This is a genomic window from Streptomyces pacificus, from assembly GCF_011766325.1.
GTDB lineage: Bacteria > Actinomycetota > Actinomycetes > Streptomycetales > Streptomycetaceae > Streptomyces > Streptomyces pacificus.
The window spans coordinates 83683-105283 of record NZ_BLLG01000019.1 but is presented as its reverse complement, the minus strand read 5'-3'; the positions used below and the strand labels follow the sequence as shown (position 1 = coordinate 105283).

At 71.8% G+C, this 21601-nt stretch carries 18 protein-coding genes, 1 tRNA gene and 2 pseudogenes; 11 read left to right on the top strand and 10 right to left on the bottom strand.

The window, feature by feature from the left end; genetic code table 11:
* Positions 1–85: 85 nt before the first annotated feature.
* The 4 genes from SCWH03_RS23865 to SCWH03_RS23850 form a co-directional block, all read right to left on the bottom strand.
* Positions 86–1252 (bottom strand): lipid-transfer protein, encoded by a 1167-nt coding sequence (locus SCWH03_RS23865; protein ID WP_173266361.1) that lies wholly within the window; start codon positions 1250–1252, stop codon positions 86–88.
* The gene (locus SCWH03_RS23860) at positions 1249–1674 is read right to left on the bottom strand and encodes a MaoC family dehydratase (protein ID WP_173266373.1); all 426 of its coding nucleotides are present in this window, start codon (positions 1672–1674) and stop codon (positions 1249–1251) included. The genes SCWH03_RS23865 and SCWH03_RS23860 overlap by 4 nt, the downstream gene beginning before the upstream one ends.
* Before the next feature lie 70 nt (positions 1675–1744).
* Positions 1745–2845: a bifunctional MaoC family dehydratase N-terminal/OB-fold nucleic acid binding domain-containing protein gene (locus tag SCWH03_RS23855; protein WP_254076975.1), complete on the bottom strand. Its 1101-nt coding sequence runs from the start codon at positions 2843–2845 to the stop codon at positions 1745–1747.
* A gap of 643 nt (positions 2846–3488) precedes the next feature.
* Positions 3489–3800 carry a hypothetical protein gene (locus tag SCWH03_RS23850; protein ID WP_173266360.1) on the bottom strand — a complete coding sequence of 104 codons (312 nt, stop codon included), beginning with the start codon at positions 3798–3800 and terminating at the stop codon, positions 3489–3491.
* Between the two features lie 209 nt (positions 3801–4009).
* Here SCWH03_RS23850 and SCWH03_RS23845 point away from each other — a divergent pair.
* Together SCWH03_RS23845 and SCWH03_RS23840 are read left to right on the top strand one after the other, a co-directional pair.
* Positions 4010–4213 (top strand): annotated as a pseudogene (locus SCWH03_RS23845) (bifunctional DNA primase/polymerase); the annotation flags it as partial.
* 325 nt (positions 4214–4538) lie between these two features.
* Complete coding sequence (locus SCWH03_RS23840; protein ID WP_173266359.1) at positions 4539–5921, top strand: LPXTG cell wall anchor domain-containing protein; 1383 nt, start codon at positions 4539–4541, stop codon at positions 5919–5921.
* Positions 5922–6013: 92 nt separating this feature from the next.
* Here the strand turns inward: SCWH03_RS23840 and SCWH03_RS23835 are convergent, their stop codons facing one another.
* Together SCWH03_RS23835 and SCWH03_RS23830 are read right to left on the bottom strand one after the other, a co-directional pair.
* Positions 6014–6799 carry a DUF427 domain-containing protein gene (locus tag SCWH03_RS23835; RefSeq protein ID WP_254076974.1) on the bottom strand — a complete coding sequence of 262 codons (786 nt, stop codon included), beginning with the start codon at positions 6797–6799 and terminating at the stop codon, positions 6014–6016.
* 782 nt (positions 6800–7581) lie between these two features.
* Positions 7582–8403, bottom strand: a complete 822-nt coding sequence (locus SCWH03_RS23830) for a class I SAM-dependent methyltransferase (RefSeq protein ID WP_173266357.1) — start codon at positions 8401–8403, stop codon at positions 7582–7584.
* Positions 8404–8523: 120 nt separating this feature from the next.
* On the opposite strand from SCWH03_RS23830, the gene SCWH03_RS23825 reads away from it, so the two are divergent.
* Both SCWH03_RS23825 and SCWH03_RS23820 read left to right on the top strand, forming a co-directional pair.
* Positions 8524–9162 (top strand): hypothetical protein, encoded by a 639-nt coding sequence (locus SCWH03_RS23825; protein ID WP_216854790.1) that lies wholly within the window; start codon positions 8524–8526, stop codon positions 9160–9162.
* 364 nt (positions 9163–9526) lie between these two features.
* A pseudogene (locus SCWH03_RS23820) lies at positions 9527–10345 on the top strand (IS1634 family transposase); the annotation flags it as partial.
* A 292-nt stretch (positions 10346–10637) separates the two neighbouring features.
* On the opposite strand, the gene SCWH03_RS23815 reads toward SCWH03_RS23820, so the two are convergent.
* Positions 10638–10724: transfer RNA gene (locus tag SCWH03_RS23815), tRNA-Ser, on the bottom strand.
* A 433-nt stretch (positions 10725–11157) separates the two neighbouring features.
* On the opposite strand from SCWH03_RS23815, the gene SCWH03_RS23810 reads away from it, so the two are divergent.
* The 3 genes from SCWH03_RS23810 (at position 11158) to SCWH03_RS23800 (ending at position 12745) form a co-directional block, all read left to right on the top strand.
* Positions 11158–11331: a hypothetical protein gene (locus SCWH03_RS23810; RefSeq protein WP_173266356.1), complete on the top strand. Its 174-nt coding sequence runs from the start codon at positions 11158–11160 to the stop codon at positions 11329–11331.
* Between the two features lie 353 nt (positions 11332–11684).
* The gene (locus SCWH03_RS23805; protein ID WP_173266355.1) at positions 11685–12020 is read left to right on the top strand and encodes an ArsR/SmtB family transcription factor; all 336 of its coding nucleotides are present in this window, start codon (positions 11685–11687) and stop codon (positions 12018–12020) included.
* Positions 12011–12745 (top strand): cation efflux transmembrane domain-containing protein, encoded by a 735-nt coding sequence (locus tag SCWH03_RS23800; protein WP_173266354.1) that lies wholly within the window; start codon positions 12011–12013, stop codon positions 12743–12745. Before SCWH03_RS23805 ends, SCWH03_RS23800 begins: the two co-directional genes overlap by 10 nt.
* Before the next feature lie 207 nt (positions 12746–12952).
* Here SCWH03_RS23800 and SCWH03_RS23795 read toward each other — a convergent pair whose 3' ends face one another.
* Entirely contained in the window at positions 12953–13144 is a 192-nt protein-coding gene (locus SCWH03_RS23795) for a hypothetical protein (protein WP_173266353.1), read from the bottom strand.
* A gap of 196 nt (positions 13145–13340) precedes the next feature.
* On the opposite strand from SCWH03_RS23795, the gene SCWH03_RS23790 reads away from it, so the two are divergent.
* Positions 13341–14474 carry a glutathione-independent formaldehyde dehydrogenase gene (locus tag SCWH03_RS23790; protein WP_173266352.1) on the top strand — a complete coding sequence of 378 codons (1134 nt, stop codon included), beginning with the start codon at positions 13341–13343 and terminating at the stop codon, positions 14472–14474.
* A 132-nt stretch (positions 14475–14606) separates the two neighbouring features.
* Here the strand turns inward: SCWH03_RS23790 and SCWH03_RS23785 are convergent, their stop codons facing one another.
* Positions 14607–16094, bottom strand: coding sequence for a S1C family serine protease (locus tag SCWH03_RS23785; protein WP_173266351.1), 1488 nt, complete (start codon positions 16092–16094; stop codon positions 14607–14609).
* Between the two features lie 216 nt (positions 16095–16310).
* Here SCWH03_RS23785 and SCWH03_RS23780 point away from each other — a divergent pair, with 216 nt between their 5' ends.
* The 3 genes from SCWH03_RS23780 to SCWH03_RS23770 all read left to right on the top strand — a co-directional run bounded on the left by SCWH03_RS23780 (position 16311) and on the right by SCWH03_RS23770 (position 19164).
* Positions 16311–17078, top strand: a complete 768-nt coding sequence (locus SCWH03_RS23780; RefSeq protein ID WP_173266372.1) for a glycerophosphodiester phosphodiesterase — start codon at positions 16311–16313, stop codon at positions 17076–17078.
* Between the two features lie 72 nt (positions 17079–17150).
* Positions 17151–17759, top strand: a complete 609-nt coding sequence (locus tag SCWH03_RS23775) for an ATP-binding protein (protein ID WP_173266350.1) — start codon at positions 17151–17153, stop codon at positions 17757–17759.
* Between the two features lie 433 nt (positions 17760–18192).
* Positions 18193–19164: a DUF5926 family protein gene (locus tag SCWH03_RS23770; protein WP_173266349.1), complete on the top strand. Its 972-nt coding sequence runs from the start codon at positions 18193–18195 to the stop codon at positions 19162–19164.
* A 1122-nt stretch (positions 19165–20286) separates the two neighbouring features.
* On the opposite strand, the gene SCWH03_RS23765 is transcribed toward SCWH03_RS23770, so the two are convergent.
* Positions 20287–20997 (bottom strand): bifunctional DNA primase/polymerase, encoded by a 711-nt coding sequence (locus SCWH03_RS23765; protein WP_173266348.1) that lies wholly within the window; start codon positions 20995–20997, stop codon positions 20287–20289.
* Between the last annotated feature and the right edge of the window lie 604 nt (positions 20998–21601).

The window sequence follows — 21601 nt, the reverse complement described above, 5'->3', positions numbered from 1 at the left end:
ACGCGTCCGGCTCACCGGGACCGGCCCGTCCGCCCCGCTGATCGATCCCGCTGATCGATCCCGCCGCCCCACCCGGCTTTCCGTCTCACCCGTCCGCCCCGAGGAGCAGCCCCGAGGTCGGGACGCCCGTGCCGGCCGTGACCAGGACGCTGGCCGCCCCCGCGGTCTGGTTCACGGAGGTGCCCCGCAGTTGTCTCACGGCTTCGGCTATGCCGTTCATGCCGTGCAGATACGCCTCGCCCAGCTGGCCCCCGTGCGTGTTCAGCGGCAGTCCGTCCGCCGCGACGAACTCCGCCGCCTCGCCCCGCCCGCAGAAGCCGAACTCCTCCAGCTGCATCAGCACGTAGGGCGTGAAGTGGTCGTAGATGATGCCCACGTCGATATCGGCGGGGCCCATCCCGGAGGTCCGCCAGAGCTGCCGGGCGACGACACCCATCTCGGGCAGGCCCGCGAGATCGTCGCGGTAGTAGCTGGTCATCTGCTCCTGGGCAGGGCCCGCGCCCTGGGCAGCGGCGAGGACGACCGCGGGCGGGTGGGGCAAGTCCCTCGCCCGCTCCAGTGAGGTCACGACGAGGGCCTGCCCGCCGTCCGTCTCCTGGCAGCAGTCCAGCAGCCGAAGCGGTTCCACGATCCAGCGGGAGGCCGCGTGGTCGTCGAGGGTGATGGGCCTGCCGTGGAAGTACGCCGCCGGGTTGCGCGCCGCGTACCGCCGCCCGGCAACGGCCACCTGCCCGAACGCCTCCGGCGTCAGCCCGTGCGTGTGGAGGTAGCGCTGGGCCGTCATGGCCGCCCAGGAGGCCGGAGTCAGCAGCCCGAACGGGAGGTTCCAGCCGAGGGCCACACCCTCCGCCGAGGGCTCGCGCCGCTGCACACCCGATCCGAACCTTCGGCCCGACCGCTCGTTGAACGCCCGGTAGCAGACGACGACGTCGGCCACTTCGGCGGCCACGGCGAGAGCCGCCTGCTGCACGGTCGCGCACGCCGCGCCGCCGCCGTAGTGGACCCGGGAGAAGAACGACAGCTCCCCGATCCCGGCTGCCTGGGCGACGGTGATCTCGGGATTGGTGTCCATGGTGAATGTGACCATGCCGTCGACATCGGAGGGGGAGAGACCGGCGTCGTCCAGCGCGGCCCGAACCGCTTCGACGGCCAGCCTCAGCTCGCTTCGTCCGGAGTCCTTGGAGAACTCCGTGGCGCCTATGCCGGCGACGGCCGCCCGGCCGCCGAGCGAGTCGGCCCTGCGCAGGCTCATTCCGGCGCCTCCCCGGGCAGGCCGACGCTCACCGTGCCGGTGACATGGTGGCCGAGACCGTTGGCCCCGACCACACGCACCACCGCCGTGTCCCCTTCGGCCTCGACGACAGTTCCGGTCAACGTCATCGTGTCACCGGGGTGGTTGGGGGCGCCGAGCCGTATCGACACCCTGCGGAGTACGGCGTCCGGACCGAAGTGGTCACTGATGTAGCGTCCGACGAGGCCGTTGGTCGTCAGGATGTTCATGAAGATGTCGGGCGAGCCCTTCTCCCGGGCGAGTTCCGCGTCATGGTGCACGTCCTGGAAGTCCCGGGAGGCGACGGCCCCCGCGACGATCAGCGTACGGGTGATCGGGACGGTCAGCGGCGGCAGTTCGTCGCCCACGCGCGGGGCGGAGGCCCCGGTACCGCTCATGCTCATGCTCATGCCGTCTCCTCCTGCTGCTCGGGTTTCCCGGTGACCGCCCGCCGGTCGACCGGTGGAGGCCGTCTCAGCCCGCCCCGGGCCGCAGGGCCCGGAACACCGGCAGCACCAGTTCCTCGTCGGCCCTCGTGAACTCCAGCCGGACGGGCATCCCGATGCGCACCCGGTCGTACGGCACCCCGATGACGTTGCTGACCATGCGCACGCCCTCGGCCAGCTCGACGAGTGCCACCGCATACGGTCTCGCCCCGCCAGCAACCACCCCGCCAGCACCCGCCTCGCCGGAACCCGCCCCGTCCGCACTCGTCCTGTCCGCACTCGCCCCGTCCGCACTCGCCCGATCCGCACCAGCCGTGTCGGGCCCCGTCCCGTCGGGCCCCGCACCGTCCCTGCCGGTGGCGGGCATGGAGCCGCCATCGGACCCGTCGGCGCCGGGCCCGCTGAAGGCCGGGAAGCGCGGATGGTGGATCACCACATACGAGTAGACGGTCCCCGCCCCCCCGGCCTCGACCGCATCCCACTCCGCGGAGCCGCACCCCCCGCATCCCGGCAGCCAGGGGAAACGCGACTTCCCGCACGACGCACAGCGCTGGAACAGCAGCCTGTGCTCGGCGACGCCTGCCCAGAATCCGGCGTTGTCCCGGTTGACCACCGGGCGCGGGCGCCGCGGACGGGTCTTGCTCCGGGCCGCCGGGGCGTACTTGAGGATCCGGAAGCAGTGCGTTCCGGCGAGTTCACCGTCCGCTCTGACCTCCATCCTGGTCGTGATGAAGTAGCCCGCACCCAGCTTGGTCCTCTTGCGCGGCGAGACCGTCTCGATCACCGAATCGAAGTCGATCCGCTGCCCCGGACGGAGCGGGCGGAGATACTCCTGCTCGCAGTCGGTGGCCACCACAGCGGCGAACCCGGCGCCGTCGAGCAGGGCGAACAGCTTGTCGTGCGCCCCCGTGCGCCCCGTGTGACCGGACAGCCCGCCCATCGTCCACGCCTGGAGCATCGTCGGAGGAGCGATCGCGTCCGGCCCCTCGTACGCCGGGTTCCGGTCACCCATCGCCTCGCACCAGTGCCTGATCATGGGCTCGTTCACCGGGTCCTTGCCGATGCCGGGGGCCGTGGCGCTACGCCCCTCGTACGCCTTCAGCAGCGGATACAGCTCGTCCTCGGTCACCGCTTCCCCCTCGGCACCCGCCCGCACCGTCCCGCTCCCCTAGCGAGCCGCGTCGCCGCAGCGGCCTCCAGCAGCACCTCGCCCGGCTCCGCGGGGTCGCCTGCGGCGTCCGCACCCTGCGGCATCAGGGCGCCGGAGTACGCGCCGGGTCCCAAGCGCAGCCGCTCTTGTCGCTCTGTCGGGGCGAGGTACACGGCGATGGCCTCCCGGGCGGAGCAGGGCAGGTGCTGGTGAACCAGCAGGGTTTCTGACTGTCCGTCAGGCGAAGCCGGGTGTCAAGGTCGCGGTCGCCCGCCGTCGCCGCCCGGAACACGCCCCCGAACGCTCGGGGCACCCCGCGACAGGCGCCGCCCCGCCCCGCCCCGTCCGGCCCCCTCAGGCACCGAGGCACCCAGGCGCCCAGGCACCCGGCAGACACCACCGCCCCCAGGGCCCGGCTCGGGCACCCGCCCCCACCGCGCCCGACACCCCACCACACACCCACAGCACCGCCCACCCACGGCACCGCAGTGAAAACGGCCTGCGCGGAGATGCCCGAGCACCGCCACGCAGGCCGTCACCCCCCGGGCGACCCCCTGGCCCTCCTCAGATCCCCCACACCGCTCCCCCGGCGCCTCCGGTCAGCCCCTCCCCTGCCGGGGCCCTACCAGAGCGGGAGGAAGGTGATCGTGATGTTCTCGTTCGACTGGTCGATCGCCGTGAGGGCCGAACCATTGACGTTTGCGGTGTTGTTCTGGTTGGACGCGCCGGCCCCGGTGGCCACCTGCTGGGTGGTGGTCGAGTTGCCGAGGTTGTGACCGCCCACACCACTGCCGCTGATGATGGCCACGGCGGCGTTCGATCCGTCGCCCGCGAAGGCTCCGTTGTCGGCGTGCGCCACACCGGTGAACAGGACGGCGGCCAGGGGCAGCGCCGCGACGGCGGCCAGGGTGCGGACGGTACGGGTGCTTGCCATGTCGATTCCTCCGAAGCATTGGAAGTGCACCGGTCAGCGGCGCACCGAGCGTGCGGAACTACGGCTCGAAACAGGGCGGTTGGCCGACCACCCGGTCGATCTTCACGACGTCGCGCCTCCAGAGTTGCCCAGCAGATCTCCGACGAACCACCCCGTAGGCGATGATTCGCCCTCAAGCGTGAGGACATGCCGATAAACCCCCGCCACGGGTTCCGGACACCGTCACCGTCGCCACCGCGAGCGGCGGCCGCCACCTGTGGCTGACCGGCCCGCCGGACGTCGTGGTGCCGAACTCGGCGAGCCGACTCACCCCCGGTATCGGCATCCGGGGCGCCGCGGCTTGTCTCGTCGGTCCGGGCCCCGTGCCCCGTGCCTCTGCCCCGTGCCTCTGCCCCTGCCCCTGCCCCTGCCCCTGCCCCTGCCGACACGACAGCGGCGGCGGCGGACACACGGAACTCGCGGCCGACCACAGTGATGTGCGTCATAGAAGATTCACGCCGATCGAGGACAACTATCCGGTATGCACGCTTCATCCCCCGATGAGGCGCAGTCAGCAACGCGACTGCGCGCCCAACACGCTTTCGCACGGCGGGCGTCAGCCATACGATCACCAGCGACCAGTCGCCTTGCGTGAGGAAATCCGCGGCGACCGACCGCGATTCTGAACCGCACACACCGGACCCCGGAAGGGTGCACGTGACACTCCGCCGCATAGCGGCAACGGCCGTCGCCGCTGCCGTGACCACGCCAATCGTTCTGCTCGGTGCCACAACCGCGTTCGCCGACGCCACTCCCGGCGCCTCCGCCTCCACACCCACCGGTGTCTCTGCCTCCGCCGCCGAGGACGCCCTGCTGCACGCGGCCCGGTTGCGCAGCGACGCACTGGCCGCCAAGACCCCCACCGCCGAGAGCCCGGCCACCGAGGGCGCGGCCGACATGAGGGCAGCGCCCTCCGTCGAGGAGTTCGAGAAGGCCGCCGCACGGGCGCAGCAGGCGTACGACCAGGCCGTCGCCGCCGAGGAGGCCGCACTCGCCGCCGCGAAGGCTGCTGTTTCCGACGACTTCCCGCTCGCCGTCGCGGCCAGAGCGGCGGCGAAGGAGGCGGCCGACGCCGCCGCGGCGAAGGCCCAGGCGGACCAGGCCCTGGCCGACGCCGAGGCCGCGCTCGCCGCACTGCCCGACACCGCCGGCCCCGAGCAGCGGGCCGCCGCCGAACGGGCCGTCGTGGACGCCACCGCCACGGCCGAGACCGCCGGGGCCGCCAGTGCCGCGGCCGGCGAGGAGGCCAGGCAGGCCGGCAGGGCACGTGACGACGCCCGTGTCGCCGCCGTACGCGAACTGAGCAGGACCAGGGAGGCCGCGCAGCAGGCCCTGGAGGCCAAGAAGGCCGCCGACAAGGCCCTCGCGGACGCTCGCGAGGATCGGGAACCGGTTCCGTGCATGCCCGAGAGCAGACTGACTGCGACCCTCTCCGGCCTGCCCGCCGAGATCGCTGCCGGCTCGACCGTCGAGATGAGGCTCCGCATCACCAACGACACCGGCAGGACACTCGACGAGGTCTGGCCGTTCGTCTACTTCCACGGGATCGGGAAGGGCGGCTACACACCGATCGACGAACGACTGCGACTGGAGTGGGCGACGGCCTCCCGGAGCTGGACGGACGCCGACGACTTCGGCGCCGGTTTCGTCAGCGCGCTGAAGGACGGTGCCCACGCCGACATCAAGCTGCGGCTGACGGTGGACGCCGGCACCCCCTCCGCCGCGGGTGCGGCCTTCATCGCCGCCGACTACGTCAACGACGACGGCTCCTGCGGCGGCTCGCCGGAGCTGACCCCGTACGAGTTCGAGGTCACCGCCGAGCCCGCATCCTCCCCGTCCCCGTCCTCCTCGTCGTCGGCATCTTCGTCGTCTTCGTCGTCTTCGCCGACCAGCACGGACACGGGCACCGGCACACAGGCCCAGACCACGGCCACCCAGCCGCTCACCACCACGAGCGGCAGCCTCGCCGCCACCGGCTCCCCGGCGGGCCTGCCGCAGCTCGCGACGGCCGGAGCGGCGGTGCTGCTCGGCACCGGAGCCGTCCTCGCGGCGCGCCGCCGGAAAGCGGGCTCCGCTTCCTGATCCGGGCGGCGCGCGCATCACCGAGGGGCACTCCCATCGGGGGGTGCCCCTCGGTGCATGACGTCAGCGTCCGCCGGAGACGCGCCAGGGCGCTACTGCCGCTCGCCGTCGACGATGACGTCGACATACTCGTCGTAGAAGGCGATCCGGCCCTTGATGACGCCCACCGCCGGCAGCGGGTCGGGATAGCTCCAGGCCACGTCGCGCAGCCCCTCGCCCGCACCCGCCCATGACCAGTACTCGGTCGCCACCCCCTTGTACGGGCAGCGGGTGCTCGTGCCGGCCCGGGTGAACAGGTCGAGCCGCACGTCCTCGCGTGGAATGTAGTAGCGCACCGGCAGACCCGTCTCGAACAGCAGCACGGGGGACCGCGTGTCCGCGACGACGACGCCCGCAATCTCGATCCGGACATGCCGAGTGCTGGGCAGCGCGTCCACCCGCTTGTGGGGATCACGTGGGTGCACGAAAACCTCTTCCTCCTCTTCGTACCAGTGGTCGAGGACCTCACGATCGAACCAGGCGAAGCAGACATGACCGGCCAGATCCTCGCCGGGGCACTCCCAGGCCGCGGAACGGACGACCCGGTCGTGGAGGACGAGGTCGTAGAAGACGGCCGCTCCGGCGGGGCGCCGCCCGGGGGGCTGCTCGGACCTCCGCAGCAGATCCGTCCGGACGTCGTCGGCCGGGAACGCATAGATCGGGACGGGGACGCCCGGCTCCCACACCAGCACCGGCCTGCGGCTGTCGACGACGGTGACACCGCCCTTCGTCCCTCGCACCCAGCGTTCACTGGGTTCCCAGACCAGGGTGTCCGGCGGCTCGGGACGACGGCGCCGGACGACCGGCACGGCCCCCGGCTCACTCCCGGATGTGCCCACGGCCTCCTCCTCCCGTCCGGGCCTTCCCCGGTCGCGCCTCGCCCGGTCCGGCATTCGCTCGTCCGCCGTTCGCTGGGCGGCTCCCTGGCCAGGCCTTCTCCCGGCTTCTCCCGCCTACGCTCATCCGCCCTTTCCTCGCCGGGCCTCCTCGGGCTCGGGTCGGTACCGCGCCCCTGCCGAGCCCCCGGCTGCGACGCCCAGCGGGGCCGCGCAAGGCGGCACCCCTCCACCTTGGGGTTCCGCGATCCGCGGCGCAACGCCGCGTTCGGGGATCCCCGTCCGCAGGGGTCCCCGCGTCGCACGGCCGCACTCCGGCGGGCACGGGCCGGCGTCGCGGCCGGGACGGGTACTGGTCCATCCACTCGGTCGTGCACCCAGCCCTGGGCGCGACAGAGTTCAGCCCGGTCGTGAACCCCGAGAGCAACCGGCTTGTGCACTCGGTCAGTGAATCACCCGGTTGTGAGTGCTGCGGGAAGCATCTACCTGGTGGATGACCTGCACGTTCCCTGCCCCCGGGGCCCGTCAAACTGCGGGGAACGGCGGTGTACGGCGGGCAGCGCACACGCCAACGGCCCCCGACCGTAATGCCTGGTCAGGGGCCGCAATCACTGCGGTGGGTGTGGGATTTGAACCCACGGTGACATCGCTGCCACGACGGTTTTCAAGAGAGTGCTGCGGGAAGCGCCTACACCATGGCTGACCTGCTGGTTCCCCGTCCCCGGGGCCCCTCGCCGCCGATGGCGGTCCACACCTGGTCCACTGGGCCCGAAGGTGGCATCTTTCTACCGAGCCGGTCCCTGGCAGACGAGTATGCCGCCCAAGCAGGCGACCCGGAAGGCGCCTTCTGCCTGGATGGTCTCGTTGACCCGCTCTCGCGCGCGCTCGATCGTCTCCCGGAACGGGACGCCCATCTTGTCCGCCCAGGCTTCGTACGAGGCCAAGTGCGCGACGACTGGTTCAGCGTCGGTCACCTCGATCACTCCTGGCAGGGGGATCGTACGGATCTCGCTGAAGACCGTACCGAGGATCGCCGGCGCGTCCTCCAGGGTGAAGCGAGCAGAGAGCTGCACTCGGGCCGGGCCCTCCTGGATGCCCAGCACATCGCCTGCGGCCTGGCGCCAAAGGTGCTCCAGCTCCAGCTTGTCTGTCCTGCTGTTGGTGGAGACGATCGAGATTCCGCCGGGCGCCAGTACACGGCCCAGCTCCCGCACGGCCTGGGCCTGGTCCTCGACGTGGTACAGCATGTGGAGCGCAAGCACCGCACCAAGGGCTCCAGTGGTGATGGGGAGCTGTTGGACATCCGCGACGAGGGCCCCCGGAATGGCACCGAGGATGCCGTGAGACACGTCCATGGGAAGCACCACCAGGTCGGGACGGTCCTCCCGCACCCGGGCGACGAACTTCCCGCTTCCGCACCCCACGTCCGCGACCGCACCGCGTACGTCGGCCAGTTCGTTCACGACGATGCCCGGAAGGTCGTGGCTGGGGGTCTGCCATTGGTAGAGGGATTGGCGGGCGGCCAGGTGCTGACCCGTGCCGTACGCCTTGGTGGAAAGAAGGCTGCGGTCGGTGACCAAATGATCAGGCATGGGCTGGGCGGTCATCGGGGCTCCGTGGGGTTGCTGGCGAGAGCGGGCCGGACGGTCACCTCGTGAATGTGCGCGCGGAGATCGACTGCCGACTGTGCGCCACGGTACGGCTCGCTTCCGAGGAGCGCGGCTAGATTGCGGAGCCTGATGGTGATGCTCGCCGTGAACACCTTGGCGGTGAAGACCTCGGGCGGTGGCGAGTACGTCTTCGAGGCGGAGCTGATCGACTACATCGCCCAGCCCGTCATCTCCCCGGAAACGCCCGACCTCACTGCGGATCCGGGGCTGCCGGACTCCTGGTGGGCGACCCTGCGGGAGAGCCTGGACGCTCTCAGCACCGCCGAACCGCCCCGCGAGACCATTCGCCAGTCCTGGGCCGACCTGGTGTTCCCCGAGTTCCTGGGGATCCCCGCCCCGGCCATCACCGAACGCGTCACCGGGCACGCAGACCTCCAGTGGGCCAACCTCACCCACGACCCCCTCGTCATCCTGGACTGGGAGCGCTGGGGCGCCGTCCCCATCGGCTACGACCCCGCGATGCTCTACGTGAACAGCCTCCGCGTCCCCGCCGTCGCCGACCGCATCCGCGCCGAGTTCGCCCACGTCCTCGACACCCCCGCCGGCCGGATCGGCGAACAGATCGCCCTCGCCGAGATGCTCCAGGCCGTGGGCCGTGGCTGGTACGTCGAGCTGGCCCCGCTCCTGCGGCAGCGCTCAGAAGACCTGACGGGGGTCCGCCCTCCTGATCCGTCCCCCGCTCATCCGAACGCCTGATCGGCGCCCCCTGCACGAGCCCCAGCGCACCCCCCTCCGCGCTGGGGCTCGCCTGCATCAACTCCCGCCCCTTCTTTGGCGTTTGGCGATGAGCGCTGCACCTGGCATCGCGGCTGGCCGGAGCGGCTTTGGCCGGTGTCCTGTTCGGGTTGGGGTCGGGCATGTTCAGGGGGCCGTACGCTGGCCGGCAACTCGGGCAGGCTTTGGCCCGGGTTCGACGTAATTCGGGGCTCCTGGAGGTTCTGCGGGTCTGAAGGTGCAGGTCACGGGGTTGGAGGTCGCTCCACGGGTCCGAAATGCCTAGAGACGCGACTTTCGTGATTCTCGTGCGCTGGCCTGAGCATGGCTCGTATGGTCTGGAGTCGTGTACGTGAAGACGACGAAGCGGGAGAACAAGTCCGGCACGGTCCGGTACCTGCACCTGGCCCACAACGAGTGGGACCCGGCCAAGGGGCGGGCGGTGCCGAAGGTGCTGTTCACCTTCGGACGCGAGGACCAGCTCGACCGCGACGCGGTCAGGCGCCTGGTCGCATCTCTATCGAGGCTGCTGCAGCCGGGCGACGCGCTGGCCGCGACGGCGGCCTCCGACCTGGAGTTCGTCTCCTCGGTGCCGTTCGGCGGCACCTACGTGCTCGACCACCTGTGGCATCGGCTGAAGATCGATCAGATCGTGGGCCGGGTCGGGCAGCCCAAGCGGGGCCGCCGCCGGGACATGACCGCCACCGAGCGGGTGCTGTTCGCCCTGGTCGCCAACCGGGCCCTTGCGCCGTCGTCCAAGCTGGCCGCCGCCGACTGGATCACCCACGACGCGCACATCGACCATCTGGCCGAGGTCGGTGAACAGCCCTGCTACCGGGCGATGGACTGGCTCCACGAGGTGACCGCCGACCTGGAGAAGCAGATATTCGACGAGGTCGCGAACCTGCTGAACCTGGAAGTGGACCTGCTGTTCTTCGACACCACCAGCACGTACTTCGAACTGGAGGAGCCCGACGAGCCCGTCGCCCGCGACGACACCGGCCGGCCCCTCGGCGACGACCAGGAAGGCAACGAGGCGAAGCCCGCCGGATTCCGGACCTACGGCAAGTCGAAGGACTCCCGCGACGACCTGCCGCAGATCGTGATCGGCATGGCCGTCACAAGGGACGGGATCCCCGTCCGATGCTGGTGCTGGCCGGGCAACGCTGTCCGGGACGGGTGCGGATTATCTCCGGGGAGGGCCTGGGGGGTATGGGCGGAACGCCGCAGGTCAAGACGCGATCCGGCTCGCACTGTCCCACAACTGTCCGGATCCTCATGCGCCACCTCAGTGGCATCTGCGTGCCCACGCACACCTGCGGCTGGTCCACGCCTGGTCCACACATCGTGATCCAAAGAGGTACAGAGGCGATTCAGAGTGAGACAGGGGCCCCATGACGAAGGGGCGCCCCTGATGAGAGGCGCCCCTTCTGATCAGCACGTTGTCTGACCTGGTGCGGTGGGTGTGGGATTTGAACCCACGGTGACATCGCTGCCACGACGGTTTTCAAGACCGTTCCCTTAGGCCGCTCGGGCAACCCACCTCCGCCCCGCCTCACCTGCCGCGGAGCGGGCTACAGCCTACCGGCTGGGGACCTCGTGCAGGGAAGTCCGGCCGCAGGTTGGCCACGGGCGGTCGGAGCCGACCACGGAGGCGGCTCCCCCGAGTCTGCCACGCCGCCGGAGGGGCCCCGGAGTCAGGACCCCTGCGCGCCGTCCTCGCAACGCGCGGAGGGCAGCAGGAGGTCCCTCTCGGGGTGCCGCTCGCCGGAGGCGCCGCCATCAGCGCCGCGGTCGCCGCGAACCGGCTCCTGGAGGGTGTTGATCGCCCGGAACGGCGCTGTTCCGCGCGAGCCGCTCCTCCGGGGTTCCCTCGTCCTTGGCGTCGGCCTGCCAGCCGGCCGGGAGGGCGACGGCGACCGGCTCGTGCGCGACGCCCGAAGGAACAGATCGAGCGGGCCTTGGAGGCTGCCGACGGTGAACAGGTCGAGCGGCGCCTCGAACACCGGCCCCGTCCTCGCCCCACCGGGGAGAGGGCGGCCCTCACGGGCACGCGCCGGTGCCCCGTGCCAGGCCGGTGCGCTCACCCTCTGGAAGATCCTCCAGGCCTATGCCTTCGGCGCGAACCAGCCGCGCACGAAGGGCCTGTGACGAGGGCTGGCGACACGGGGCGGCGACAAGGGGCAGCCGGAGCCGTTGGAGCTGGTTTCGGCCGCCCCTGCGCACATACACGGCCATTCCGGCTGATCCCCTGCGTCCGCACCGGCCACTCAGCCCGGCGCACCAGGGGCAGCGGGCCGGCAGGCGGTACCCGTCTCCCGGCGTGCGCCCACTCGCCCAGGCCGTGACGTCCCGCCGGCCGACCCCCGCAGCGCCGCCACGGGGTCGCGGGAGGCACGGGGTCGCCGGAGGCACGGGATCGCCGAAGGCACGGGATACCCGGGGGCACGGGATCCGTTGATACACGGTTTCCTGAATTCAGGATGTGCTGTACCGTCATCCTCGTGTTGACCATCGCCACCGACATCGAGGTGCTGGCCCGGTTCGGCCGCGCGCTCGCCGATCCGATCCGCTGCCGCGTCCTGCTCGCCCTGCGCGAGTCCCCCGCCTACCCGGCCGATCTCGCCGACCGCCTCGGCGTCTCCCGTACCCGGCTGTCCAACCATCTCTCGTGTCTGCGCGACTGCGGCCTGGTCGTCTCCGCCCCCGACGGGCGCCGCACCCGCTACGAACTGGCCGACGAGCGCCTCGGCCACGCCCTGGACGACCTGCGCACCGCCGTGGTGGCCGTCGAGACCGACCGCACCTGCCCGGACGCCGGCGACAAGGGATGCTGCTGATGACCGCGGCACCCGTGGGCCTGAGCCTGGGCCCGAGCCCGGCCCGTCGCGATGTGCTCACCCGCCGGATACGCCTGCTGGTCGCCGCGACCATCGCCTACAACGCCGTCGAGGCGGTCGTCGCCATCACGGCGGGCAGCATCGCCTCCTCCACCGCACTGGTCGGGTTCGGCCTGGACTCCGTCATCGAGGTCGCCTCGGCGGCCGCGGTCGCCTGGCAGTTCTCCGCCCGCGAGCAGGCCCTTCGCGAGGCGCGCGAGAAGACCGCCCTGCGGATCATCGCGGTGTCCTTCTTCGCACTCGCCGCCTTCGTCGCCGTCGACGCCCTACGCGCCCTGGCCGGTGCCGGCGAGGCCGAGCGCTCCGTCCCCGGCATCGCCCTCGCCGCCCTCTCCCTCGCGGTGATGCCGTTCCTGTCCGCGGCCCAGCGCCGCGCGGGCCGCGAACTCGGCTCCGCCAGCGCGGTCGCCGACTCCCGGCAGACCCTGCTGTGCACCTATCTGTCGGCCGCGCTGCTGGTCGGCCTGGTGCTCAATGCCGCACTCGGCTGGTCCTGGGCCGACCCCGTCACCGCCCTCGTCATCGCCGCCGCGGCCGTCAAGGAGGGCCGCGACGCCTGGCAGGGCAGAGGCTGCTGCGCGCCCTCGGCGGTGACGCCCCCCGCAGTCGCCCCCCGGACCGGTGACGTGTGCGGTTGCCGACGGGGCTGCGACTGCTGCGGCTGACACCCCGCAGAGGCCGGCTCCCCGGCGCCCGGCCGGTCCCGGTTCGCCGCCGGTCCCGCCCCGGGCGTTCCCCTCGGGGGCAGCGGCCCGTCGGGCGCCCGGGACCTCGGTGCGGGCGGTCACGGGGAGGAATCCCCCGGGCGGCGCCGGGCCCCCGCGCCGGAGCGCGGTCCGGACCGGCGCTCGGTGACGCGGTGGTGCGGTGGTTCAGCGGTCGGCGATGTCCTCGCGGAGGCCGTCGGAGAACTCCCACCACGACAGGGGGAGCCAGTCACCGTGGACGAAGGCGTCCACGGTCGCGCCACGGCCGCGGACCGTCACCGTCGTTCCGGCCGGGTAGGTGGCTCCGGAGAGGCCCGGAACGGGGACGAGCAGGGTCCCCAGCCGTTGTGCTGCCACTTTCTCGCCCTCCGACTCGGTTGGCTCGGCACGACACCTCAGGGCGTCGGCCTGGGCGGACATCTGTCCAGAGATTACCGGCTTGTCCGTTTATCCGGTCCGGAGAATCATGAGATATGTGCCACAACCGACCGGGTCGCCGGGGGGAGGAGGAGCGGGGGCTCGTCACATACGCATCGCAGCGGAGGTCACAGCAATGAAAGCCGTGGTGTACAGGGAACCGTTCCAGGTAGCGGTCGAGGATGTCGAGAGGCCGGGGATCCATCATCCGAACGACGTGGTCGTACGGGTCACCTCCACCGCGATATGCGGCTCCGACCTGCATATGTACGAGGGCCGTACGGCGGCGGAGCCGGGCATCGTCTTCGGCCACGAGAACATGGGGATCGTCGAGGAACTCGGTGACGGCGTCACCTCGCTCAAGCAGGGCGACCGGGTGGTCATGCCCTTCAACGTCGCATGCGGCTTCTGCATGAACTGCGTCGAGGGATACACGGGATTCTGTCTGACCGTCAATCCCGGTTTCGCGGGCGGAGCCTACGGATACGTCGCCATGGGCCCCTGGCCCGGCGGCCAGGCCGAGTACCTGCGCGTCCCCTACGCGGACTTCAACTGCCTGAAACTGCCACCGGGAAACGAGAACGAGACCGACTTCATCCTGCTCGCGGACATCTTCCCCACCGGCTACCACGGCTGCGAACTCGCCCAGGTGCGCCCGGGCGAGAGCGTCGCCGTGTACGGCGGCGGTCCGGTCGGCCTGATGGCCGCCTACTCGGCCCTGCTGCGCGGCGCCAGGAAGGTCTTCGTCGTGGATCGCGTCACCGAACGCCTCGACAAGGCCGGGGAGATCGGCGCGACCCCGGTCAACTTCGCCGAGGGCGACCCGGTGGAGCAGATCAAGGACCAGACCGAGGGGATCGGCACCGACAAGGGCGTGGACGCGGTCGGCTACCAGGCCACGGTGCGCGACACCGGGCGCGAGGAGCCGGCGACCGTGCTGAACTCGCTCATCGGCACCGTCAGGGCCACCGGAATGCTCGGCGTTCCCGGGCTCTACGTACCGTCGGACCCCGGAGGTCCCGACGAGCAGTCCAGGCACGGCATGCTCAGCGTCGCGATCGGCAGGCTCTTCGAGAAGGGGCTGAGGGTGGGCACCGGCCAGTGCAACGTGAAGCGCTACAACCGGTACCTGCGCGACATGATCATCGAGGGCAGGGCGACGCCCGGCTTCGTGGTCTCCCATGAACTCCCCCTCGATCAGGCGCCGTCGGCGTACGAGAAGTTCGACAAGAGGGTCGATGGCTACACCAAGGTGGTACTCCACCCGTAGCACCGCACGGCTACCCCGCCGCCGCGACCGCCACGGCCCCGACCGCCCCCGGCGGGTTCGGGCAGCGGTACGGCGACGGGCTCACCGGACCCCGCGGAACGAGGACCCGTCATGCGCCCGAGCGCGTCCTCCTCAGCCGTCGCCCTCGCGCTGCCCCAGTGTGACCGTGACCGTGGCCTCGCGGCCGTCGCGCTCGTAGGTGAGCTGGACCTGGTCGCCGGGCTTGTGCGTCCAGATCTCGCTGATGAGCGTCGGGCCGCTGTCGACCGGCTCGCCGTCGAACTCGACGATGACGTCGCCGGCCCTCAGCCCCGCCTTGGCCGCCGGGCCGTTCGGCGTGACGGCCGCCGAGCCTCCCGCGCCCTCCTGGGCGATCGTCGCGCCTGCGCCCCTGTCCGTCATGTTCACCGTGGCCCCGATCACGGGGTACACGGGCTTGCCCGTCCGGATGAGCTGCTCCGCCACGTTCTTCGCCTGGTTGATCGGGATGGCGAAGCCGAGGCCGATGGAACCTGCCTGGGACTGCTGGCCGAAGCCGTTGCCGCCGCCCGCGGACTGGATCGCGGAGTTGATGCCGATGACCGCGCCGCGCGCGTCGAGGAGCGGACCGCCGGAGTTGCCGGGGTTGATCGAGGCGTCGGTCTGGAGCGCGCTCATGTACGAGTTCCTGCCGCCCGAGCCGTCGCCGGAGGCCACCGGCCGGTTCTTCGCGCTGATGATGCCCGTTGTGACCGTGTTGGACAGGCCGAAGGGAGCACCGATGGCGATCGTCGAGTCGCCGACGGCGACCTGGTCGGAGTTGCCCAGCGGCAGCGGGGTGAGACTCTCGGGCGCGTCGCGCAGCTTCAGTACGGCTACGTCGTAGCCCTGGGCGCGGCCGACCACCTCGGCTTCGTACTCCTTGCCGTCGGAGAAGGTCGCGGAGAGCGTGCCGCCGTCCGCCGCGGAGGCCACCACGTGGTTGTTCGTGAGGATGTGTCCTTCCTTGTCGTACACGAAGCCGGTGCCGGTGCCGGCCTCGCCCTGGGCCCTCCCGGACGCCGCCTCGATCGTGACGACGCTGGGCAGCGCCTTGCCCGCCACCGCGGCGACCGTGCCGGGTTCCCGCGTGAAGTCCGCGGGGTCGTCACCGGCGGCCACCGTGGTCGAGACACCGCTGTCGTTGCGCTCGGCGGCCCAGTAGCCGACGCCGCCGCCCACGCCACCGGCGACAAGCGCGGCGACGAGCACGGACGCGATCAGCCCGCCGGTCCGCCCGCGCGGCGCCTTCGGAGCGGACGGGTGCCCACCCCAGGGCGAGGCGGGCGGCGGGGGAGGGGGCCACGCGGCCCCCGGGTGCCCGTCCGCTGCCCCGGGGGGATCGCCGTACGAGCCGTGCCCGTGGGCCGCAGGCGGCCCGGACGACCCGGACGGCCCGGACGGCCCGGGTGACCCGGGTGATACGGGGGGCCCAGGGGAAACGGGAGGCCCGGGCGGTACGGGGGGCACCGCCTGGTCCGGCCGCGCCGGGCGCTCCTCCTCAGCGGGCCGGTGCACGGCAGCGCTTTCGGGATCAGCCGCCGGCACAGGAGGTACGGACGGGCCGGCGTGCGCCGGGGTGCCCTCGTTCTCAGTGCTCACAGCTTCCTCTTCCTCGTTTCCACGATTCGGCGGTCCGCGGTCGCGGAACCGCTCCGATGCGCTCTACCCAGCTTTTCCCACAGCCTGTCAGGCCACTGTAAGCAGGACCTGTGCTTCGGAGCGTTCTCCTTTATCCCGGACATGACGGACAGGGGCCGGGCACCCGCTCACCGGCGATGGCACCATGACGCGGTGACTCAACACCGGATCCAGGTCGTGGCCCACCGAGGCGCGTCGGAAGACGCCCCCGAGCACACCCTGGCCGCCTATGTGAGAGCGATAGAGGACGGGGCCGACGGCCTCGAGTGCGATGTGCGCCTCACCGCGGACGGGCATCTCGTCTGCGTCCATGACCGCCGGGTGAACCGCACCTCCAACGGCCGCGGCGCGGTCTCCGCACTGGAGCTGGCGGACCTCGCAGCCCTCGACTTCGGCTCCTGGAAGGACAGCGAGGAGAGCCCGGACTGGAAGGACCCCGGCTTCACCTCCGTGCTGACCCTGGAGCGGCTGCTCGAACTGGTGGCGGACGCCGGGCGGCGGATCGAGCTCGCCATCGAGACGAAGCACCCGACCAGGTGGGCCGGACAGGTGGAGGAACGGCTGCTCCACCTGCTGAAGCGTTTCGGCCTGGACGCACCATCGGCACCCGGCGAGTCCCCCGTGCGCGTCATGAGCTTCTCCGCCCGCTCACTGCACCGGATCGCGGACGCGGCGCCGGACATCCCGACCGTGTACCTGATGCAGTTCCTCCCGCTGCGGGCGCGCGAGGCGCGGCTGCCGGCGGGGGCACGGATCGCCGGCCCGGGGATCCGGCTCGTACGCAACCACCCCTCCTACGTCGAGCGGCTGCACGCCGCCGGTCACCAGGTGCACGTCTGGACGGTGAACGAGGCGGCCGACGTCGACCTCTGCGTGGACCTCGGAGTCGAGGCGATCATCACCAACCGGCCGAAACAGGTCCTCTCCCGGCTGGGGCGACGCTGAGCGCTTCCACACCGCGACCGATCCACTACGGGGAGTGCACCGGCGCGTTCGATCCGTGCGCGAGTGTGACGAGTGCGTCACCGGACGCGGATTGGCCGGTTTCCGGTCCAGGTCATCGGGGCATCCACTCCGTGGCGTGGGGCGAAGGAGGTCTCGGGGGTGGCGTTGGTGGTGGCACAGGAGGTGCCCACGTCGTCGAGCATGGCCGTACCCCATGGCCCTGCGGGCGTGGGTGAGGCAAGACACCGGATGCGTGAGCAGTTGCGGCGCAGCGGGGTCTCCGATGCGGTCGTCGACGATGCCGTTCTGATCCTTTCCGAACTGCTGAGCAATGCCTGCCGTCACGGCAGACCGCTCGGGCAGCACACGGAGATCGGGGACGGCGACGTCCGCGCCGCATGGCGCATCGACGCGTCGGGCGGCCTGACCGTCGAGGTGACGGACGGGGGCGGTCCCACCCGCCCGGTTCCGTCGACGCCCTCCGTCACGGCGCACGGCGGCCGAGGGCTCAACATCATCAGCGCGTTGGCCCGGGACTGGGGCGTACGGGACGGCGCCGCGGGGGAGGTCACCGTGTGGGTCGTCGTCACGGAAGGGCACCGCCGCGACGATTTCGCTACGCGCGTCACCGGACCCGGCTTCGGGCTCGCGGACGCCTACGACGACATCGGCCGCCCATGAGGATGTGACGCGCTGACGCTGCCGGTGGGTCCGCCTTCCGGCTGACCCCGTCGGGCCGCTCACGGCGAGGGCCGGCCGGCGCGTCCACCACGACTGCCGCGGCAGGCTTCGGCTTCGGCTTCGGCTTCGGCTTCGGCTTCGGCTCAAGCATCGCGTCACATCGCAGCGCATCGGGAGTCGTACCCACACCGGCAGTTGCCCTCCCGGCGGGGCCGGCACCGGGACTCGTACCGGGACCGGTGCCCCGCCCGCGATCCCCGGGCGGGGCACCGACCGCACCGGGCCGTCCGCGGGCAGCGCCGAGCCCCGTCCTGCCAGCGCGCTCCGGACGGACGGCCACGCGACGTGAAGTGCCGGTGTGACCGCTGCCACGGCCGCAACGGCTAGGCTCGCGCCCGAGACACGCACGCCGCCACCAGGAGAAAGCCACATCATGGCCAAGAAGCGCCCCCAGACGAAGGCCGCCGCCAAGCCGCAGGTCACCGATGGTGAGATCCCGGTGGTCGGCGCCCGCGAGCCCTGCCCCTGCGGTTCGGGCCGTCGCTACAAGGCCTGCCACGGGCGGGCCGCCGCACACGCCGTGACCGAGCTGGTCCAGCGCCCCTTCGAGGGGCTCCCCGGCGAGGGCGACTGGGTCGCCCTCCGCGAGCTGGTGCCCGCCGCCACCGTCGCCCTGACCCTCAGGGACGGGCTGCCCGAGGACGTCCCCTCGCTCACCCTGGCGACCGTTCTTCCCATGGCGTGGCCTGCGCTGCGCCGCGAGGACGGCTCGGTCATGCTCGCCCTGCAGAACGACACGCCTTCCGGCGACCTCAGCCGCGACCTCGCCGACACCCTGCAGCGGGCGCTGGCCACGAAGCCCGGCAACGCGGTGGCCCCGCGGCGCGCCCCGGCCGACGGCCCGCGGCTGCAGGACCTGATCGACGCGGACGCCCCGTTCGAGCCGGTCGTGCACAGCGGTTTCGAGTTCTGGATCCCGGAGTCGATGGAGACCACGAGCGCCGAGGTGACCGCCTCGCTGGAGCGTGCCAACGCGGCCGCGATCCCCACGGCGAAACTGTCCGGCGTCGACGCCGCGTACTGGTGCGAGACCCCGGAGAAGAACCACCTGCGCTGGGTCATGCCGCACCCCGAGGAGCGGCTGCTGGACGCGCTCGCCCGGCTGCACGCCGCGGGTGCGTCGGACCTCGGTGAGAACACCCGTCTCGTCGGGTCGTTCCGGGCGCACGGCCTGGTGGTGCCCGTGTGGGACCTTCCCGGCGGCATGGGCGCGGCGGAGTGCGAGAAGCCGGCCGCGGGATTCGCCGAGCGGCTCGCCAAAGCGCTCGCCACGGACTCCCCGCTGACGGGCGAGGAGCGCAGGGCCCGCAGCGGTCTCACCAACCGCCAGGTCACGCTCAGCTGACCAGCGGGCCGGCCGGCCACGGGGCGCGGGGCGTCGCTCCTGTGCCCGGTCGGCCGGGGCGGACGGCCGAGGGCTGGGACTCGAGTCGCCGTACACCGCCGTATGGCACAGCCCGCCCCGGGCCGGGTGATCCCTGTCACAACAGTGCCTACGGTGCGGTAATTCCCTGTCCGAATACCCGAGATCGAATTTGCGAACGGCAGATCTCTTGTTACCGTTCTCAAAGCCCGGTCGCTGGTGCATCCCCCGTCGCCAGCGACCGGGCGTCTGCGTCTCCGGCGATGGCCCCGGGGCCTCACCGTGCGTCAACCACCGCCGATGGCCGCGGCGTTGCTTCTGGCAGGGTAGCGGCGCCGCCGAACGGGCCTCTCCGGCACGTACGAACTCCGCGATCGCGGAGAAGCCCCCGGTTCACCTCCGCCCCTCTCACAGCGTGTTTCCCGGTCTGCGGTCCGGCGTCTCCCGGTCCGGTGCCTCCCGGTCCGGAGGCACTGCTGCCCGAGAGGCCCCCTCCCTCCCCCGCGTGAGCGGCCCAACCGGACACCGGCCCTCCGCCGCCGCGTTGCGGTAGTACGTTCGCTCCCCGGCGTCCGGACCACCGATGAGCACACGAGTCCGCGTGTCGGCGCCGTGCGGTGGGACGTAGGGAGGGCGCGGTGTTCGCTTGTGCGTCGTGCGCCGACAGCACCGGGGCGACTCGGCCGCTTGCCGCGGGGCCGACTGGGCATCGTTTCCGGCCACACTTTCCGACCGCCCCGTCCTCTTGCCGTCCGCCGTCGTGCCGAGGCACTCCGCCATTAGGGAGGCGGCGCGCGAAGGGCCGCGGGCTGGCGACAGCGAGGGACGCAAGGGGACAAGGGCGAGCAAGGCCGGGAAGGGGCCTCGTCACGACGAGGGGGACCCGATCGTCCCGGATCGGCGCGGCCCGCCGATCAGCGCGGCCCACCGATGAGCGCGGGCTCGCGTGTCCGGGCGCCGGGGAAACCGGCGGGAGGCGGCGTCCGGCCCCGGGCACTCCTCCCGGGCACTCCTCCCGGGCACGCCCCGGCGGCTCACCCGTACGAGTGCGCCGCCGGGGCCGTGCCCGGGCGTGCCCGGCCGTGTCCACCCGGAGGGTCGCCGTCAGTAGGCGAGGCGGGATCCCTCGCCGGTCTCCGGAGGGGTCACGCCAGAGGGTGCGTTGACGCTCGCCTCGACGAGGGCGTCGACGACCGCCTCCACGTCCGGCAGCCAGGGAGCCGCAGTGCCGGGCAGCGGGGCGCGCTCCCAGCGGACCTGGCCCGTGCCCGTCTCCGACGGCGGGAGCACCAGATAGCCGCCCGAGCCGTGGAAGCGAAGGGAACTCGGCACCCGGTCCTTGGCGTACAGCAGTTCGCCCAGCCGTTCCATCGAGTAGGGGGCGACGAGCAGGGACCACCGGGTCGGCGTCGCGAGGACGGGGCCGAGCCTGATCTCCATCCGGTCGAGCACGGAGAGCGCCCTGACCCCGGCGACCGCCGGCAGGCTCACCGCGCACGGCGCACGGCCCCCCGTGGCGAGCACGACGGGTGCGGCGGGTCGCTGGGTCCACCACCAGCGCACCATCCGCTCGTCGGTGGTCGCCGCCAGGAGCCCGGGGTCGAAGGGGTGCCCGCCGGGGACCACGCACTCGGGGTCGGGGCAGGCGCAGCCGCGCCCATGCTCGGTCCGCCGGCCGGCGGCGTCGAGCCCCACACCGGGCAGCACGGGCCAGTTCCACTCGGTGGCGCAGGTCAGCGCCGCGTGGAGTCGAGGTGCAGGCCTCCCTTTGCGCCAGAACCGGAGCCTGCGTCGCCTTCCGAGGATCTCGCGCATGAGCGCTCGTTCCTTTCCGTTGAACGCCGAGGTCCATCACACCATGTGTGCATCACTTCACTGCGCGTACAAAGCGGCGCCGCACCACCTAGCCGCAGGCACGGGCGGTCCCATGGGCTCTGTCCATTAAACGCATGGCGAGGGGTGGCGCGCGCCTGGCGCTTGCTCTCCCGCTGTGCTCGTACCGCCGCTCGGTACGGGGCGGCGGCCCACGGCGACTAGGACGCCGTAACTCCCCGCCAGGTTCCGGGGCGGCTCCAACCGCCTCTGGCCATCACCGTTTACGTACCCATCACGCCGGGGATGACTCCCCCCTCGGGCTTCGCCTCGGACTTCACCCGGAGTGGGGTCCCCATGTCGAACGCGCCTAGTCGACCGCGAATCGCGCCCATGGGGGGCGTTTTTCAGCCAAGTTAGCAACTCTGCGGACACCATCGATACCAGCAGGCCAGTGCTGGACATCCCCCTTTGTGTGCGTGTAGATGTGGATGCAGTGATAGCGGCGCAGATTGACATGGGGGTTTGCGATGCTATTGAGCGCAACGCACCAGCCGGACGGCTGGCTGCCATGAGCGCCCCTCACCTGCCGAAAGTGGCTGGAATC

Coding starts and splice junctions, on each gene's coding strand:
- SCWH03_RS23865 (WP_173266361.1), bottom strand. CDS start 1,252: ATGAGCCTGCGCAGGGCCGACTCGCTCGGCGGCCGGGCGGCCGTCGCC.
- SCWH03_RS23860 (WP_173266373.1), bottom strand. CDS start 1,674: ATGAGCATGAGCGGTACCGGGGCCTCCGCCCCGCGCGTGGGCGACGAA.
- SCWH03_RS23850 (WP_173266360.1), bottom strand. CDS start 3,800: ATGGCAAGCACCCGTACCGTCCGCACCCTGGCCGCCGTCGCGGCGCTG.
- SCWH03_RS23830 (WP_173266357.1), bottom strand. CDS start 8,403: ATGACCGCCCAGCCCATGCCTGATCATTTGGTCACCGACCGCAGCCTT.
- SCWH03_RS23800 (WP_173266354.1), top strand. CDS start 12,011: ATGCTGCTGATGACCGCGGCACCCGTGGGCCTGAGCCTGGGCCCGAGC.
- SCWH03_RS23790 (WP_173266352.1), top strand. CDS start 13,341: ATGAAAGCCGTGGTGTACAGGGAACCGTTCCAGGTAGCGGTCGAGGAT.
- SCWH03_RS23770 (WP_173266349.1), top strand. CDS start 18,193: ATGGCCAAGAAGCGCCCCCAGACGAAGGCCGCCGCCAAGCCGCAGGTC.
- SCWH03_RS23765 (WP_173266348.1), bottom strand. CDS start 20,997: ATGCGCGAGATCCTCGGAAGGCGACGCAGGCTCCGGTTCTGGCGCAAA.